Here is a 3,646-nt window from a genome sequence, read left to right on the forward strand (position 1 = left end):
GAATTGCGCAAGGACGGCGTCGGGATTGTCTATATCTCGCACCGGCTGGACGAATTGGCCGAGATCGCAGACCGGGTGACGGTGCTGCGCGATGGCCGCACCATTTCTACCGATGACTTCGCCGCGACCACCATCGACCAGGTGGTCTCGCACATGGTCGGCCGGGATCTCGACGATGTGTTCCCCGAACGTAAGTCGCACCCGACCCAGGACGTATTGCTGAGCGTGAGCGGCCTCACGCGCCGCGATGTGTTCGGACCCGTCGACTTCGAATTGCGTCGCGGAGAGATCCTCGGCTTCGCGGGACTGATGGGTTCGGGCCGCACGGAGGTGGCGCGCGCCGTGTTCGGCGCCGATCCGGTGGACGCGGGCGAAGTTCGTCTGCACGGCACGCCGCTCTCGATCCGTTCACCCATCGACGCCATTCGCAACGGCATTGCGTATCTCTCGGAAGATCGCAAGGGCAATGGCCTCGCGCTGCAAATGACGGTGGCGAAAAACATTACGCTCGCGAATATCGAAGCGGTGTCGGGCGCGGGCGGGTTCATCCGTTTCGACGACGAAGCGAAGGTCGCGCAAGGCTATATCGATGCGCTCGGGATTCGTACGCCCGGGGTGCATCAGGTCACGCGCAATCTCTCGGGCGGCAATCAGCAAAAAGTGGTGATCGGCAAGTGGCTGTTCCGCGAATCGAAGATTCTTTTCTTCGATGAACCCACGCGCGGTATCGACGTCGGCGCGAAATACGCCATCTACGAATTGATGGACCGGCTGGCGGCGCAAGGCATTGGCGTGGTGCTGATCAGTTCCGAGCTTCCCGAGATCATGGGGATGACCGACCGCGTCGCGGTGTTTCACGAGGGCCGCATAGCGGGTGTTCTCGAAACAGACAGGACCACTCAGGAAGAAGTTATGCACTACGCATCGGGACGAACCTTGTCCAAATCGAATTGAACCGGAGAGCCCATGCTTGAAATGACCACCGACGCGGCCCACGCCGACCGTGCCCGCGCCCGCGAGCGTCGTAAGGATTTGATCCAGAAGTTCGCCGCGCTCGGCAGCCTGGTCATGCTCGTGATCGTTTTTTCGGCGACCAGTAGTGCGTTCATGTCGCTTGGCAACGGCATGACGGTGGCGTTGCAGGTGACGTCCATCGCGTATCTCGGCATCGGTGCGACCTGCGTGATCATCACCGGCGGGATCGATTTATCGGTGGGATCGGTGCTGGCGCTCTCGGGCGTGGCGGCCGCGATGCTCGTGAAAGCCGGCGTTCCCGTGCCGTTAGGGATGCTGGGCGGCGTGATCGTGGGCGCGATCTGCGGCGCGCTCAACGGCATATTCGTGACGCGCATGGGCTTGCCGCCGTTTATCGCGACGCTGGGGATGATGCTTGTGGCTCGCGGCGTCGCGCTTCAAGTGACGGGCGCACGTCCGGTGTCCGGTCTCGGCGACGCCTTCGGCGAACTCGGCAACGGCGCGCTGTTCCGCATTGTTCACGTCGGCGCTGACGGCTTCCCCGACATCGTGTTTCCAGGCATTCCGTATCCCGTGATCATCATGATCGTGCTGGCGGTGGCCGTGTCGATCATGCTCAGCCGCACGTCGCTCGGGCGACATATCTATGCGGTGGGATCGAACGCGGAGGCGGCGCGGCTTTCCGGCGTGAACGTGAATCGGGTGAAACTTTTCACGTACGTCCTGTCCGGCGCGCTAGCGGGACTGACCGGCTGCGTGTTGATGTCGCGGCTGGTTACGGCGCAGCCGAACGAAGGCGTGATGTACGAACTCGATGCCATCGCGAGCGCGGTGATTGGCGGCACGTCGCTGATGGGCGGTGTCGGCACGATCTCGGGCACGGCGATCGGCGCGTTTGTGATCGGCATTCTGCGCAATGGACTGAACATGAATGGCGTATCGAGTTTTATCCAGCAAATCATCATCGGTGTCGTCATTCTGGGCACGGTGTGGATCGACCAAATCCGCAATCGACGATAGGGGGGGTGATGAGTTTAATCGGATACCTAAGTAATGGTTCCGCGATTTACAACACACGGCGACGTTTAAGAAAACCATAAGGAGCGAGACATGAAAGTACTTTCAAAGGTGCTGTTTGTAACCGTTATTGCCGCTGCGGCAAGCAGCGCGTTCGCGGACGGGGGTGAAATCGCGGTGATCGTGAAGAGCGCGAATTCGAACTACTGGCAAAACGTTCAAAAGGGCGCCAACGCAGGTCTGGCCGAGGCCAAGGGCTACACGCTCACGTTCCAGGGTCCTGCGGCGGAATCGGATATTGCAGCCGAAGTGAACATGGTCGAGAACGCGGTGAACCGGAAAGTGGCCGGCATCGTACTTGCGCCGTCGGACCCGGATGCGCTTGTGCCTGCTGTGAAGAAGGCGTGGGAAGCTCACATTCCGGTCGTGATCATCGACTCGGCGCTTTCCGATTCGGGCAAGCCGTACTACCAGGCTTTTCTCTCAACCGATAACGAGAAGGCCGGCGAGATGTGCGCGCAGGCGTTGATCGCGAAGGTTGGGCAGACCGGCAAGATCGCGCTGATGTCGTACGTGGCGGGCGCGGGTTCTGAAGTGGGTCGCGTGGGCGGTTTCCGCAAGTACTTGTCGGAGCACTCGAAGCTTCAGGTGGTCGGACCGTTCTACTCGCAGTCGCAAATGGCGAACGCGTTGAACCAGACGACGGACGTGCTCGCGGCCAATCCCGATTTGAAGGGCATTTTCGGCGCGAATGAGCCGACCGCGGTCGGCATGGGGCGCGCGTTGTCGCAGTCGGGCAAGGCGGGGAAGATCGTCGCTATCGGCTTCGACGGCAATCTGGATTTGCAGAACTTCATTAAGGACGGCACGCTGCAGGCGATCGCCGTGCAGAGCTCGTATCAGATGGGCCAGAAGGGCATTGAGGCGGTGGTTGGCGTCATCGAAAAGAAGGCGCCGCCGAAGTTCGTGGATACGGGCGTGGTGATGGTTGATAAGGCCAACATCGACCTGCCGGTGGCTAAGAACGTTTTGTATTGATGGTCTTTTAGTGATTGATACGGCGCCAGGGTCGCGAAGGTCCAGCGTTGTTCGCTGACGGCGATTAGGTCAGTTCGTCGCGATAGTTCCGCAGTTGCTTAATCCGCCTCAAAAAGCCTCCACGCCTGGGCTCGACCCAGAGTGGAGGCTCTCTTCCCGACCCTCGAATTTCCCGCTATTTAGCTCGCTGGCAGAACAATGTGTTCTTTCGGCGCGGCTATGCGTCGCGCGTCTGCTCGCCTACCATGCGACATCCGTTTGATATCCGTATTGATACCTTTCTTGGAACGCGAGTTCGATATGCAAAAACATTTCTATCGCTGGATGGTGGCAGCGGTTGCTGTCACGGCGCTGTTCACGGCCGCCGCTCACGCCGATGTGGATAGCAGCAAGAGCAGCGTGATTGCGACCTCGAAGCAGATGAACGTTCCGGTCGATGGCACGTTCAAGAAGTTTACCGCCCAGTTGGACTTCGATCCCGCCAAGCCGACGGCGGGCAGCGCGAATATCACCATCGACACCACGAGCTACGATCTCGGCGATGAAAGCTACAACAAGCAGGCCCGCGACAAGGACTGGTTCGACACTGCGCACTTTCCGACCGCGACGTTTGTAT

The 3,646-nt window shown here is 60.1% G+C and carries 4 protein-coding genes; all 4 read left to right on the plus strand.

Annotated elements, in window-relative coordinates; translation table 11 throughout:
- On the plus strand, positions 1-954 hold a 954-nt coding region (locus WCA53_RS28255; protein ID WP_423918739.1), incomplete at its 5' end, for a sugar ABC transporter ATP-binding protein.
- Positions 955-966: 12 nt separating this feature from the next.
- On the plus strand, positions 967-1,995 hold the full coding sequence (locus tag WCA53_RS28260; RefSeq protein ID WP_423918742.1) for an ABC transporter permease: 1,029 nt from the start codon (positions 967-969) through the stop codon (positions 1,993-1,995).
- A 90-nt stretch (positions 1,996-2,085) separates the two neighbouring features.
- Complete coding sequence (locus tag WCA53_RS28265; protein ID WP_423918747.1) at positions 2,086-3,030, plus strand: ABC transporter substrate-binding protein; 945 nt, start codon at positions 2,086-2,088, stop codon at positions 3,028-3,030.
- Between the two features lie 300 nt (positions 3,031-3,330).
- Positions 3,331-3,646 (plus strand): YceI family protein (locus WCA53_RS28270; protein WP_423918750.1); only part of this gene is annotated, 316 nt, incomplete at its 3' end.

Origin of the sequence: Caballeronia sp., assembly GCF_049581465.1 — a bacterium.
GTDB lineage: Bacteria > Pseudomonadota > Gammaproteobacteria > Burkholderiales > Burkholderiaceae > Caballeronia.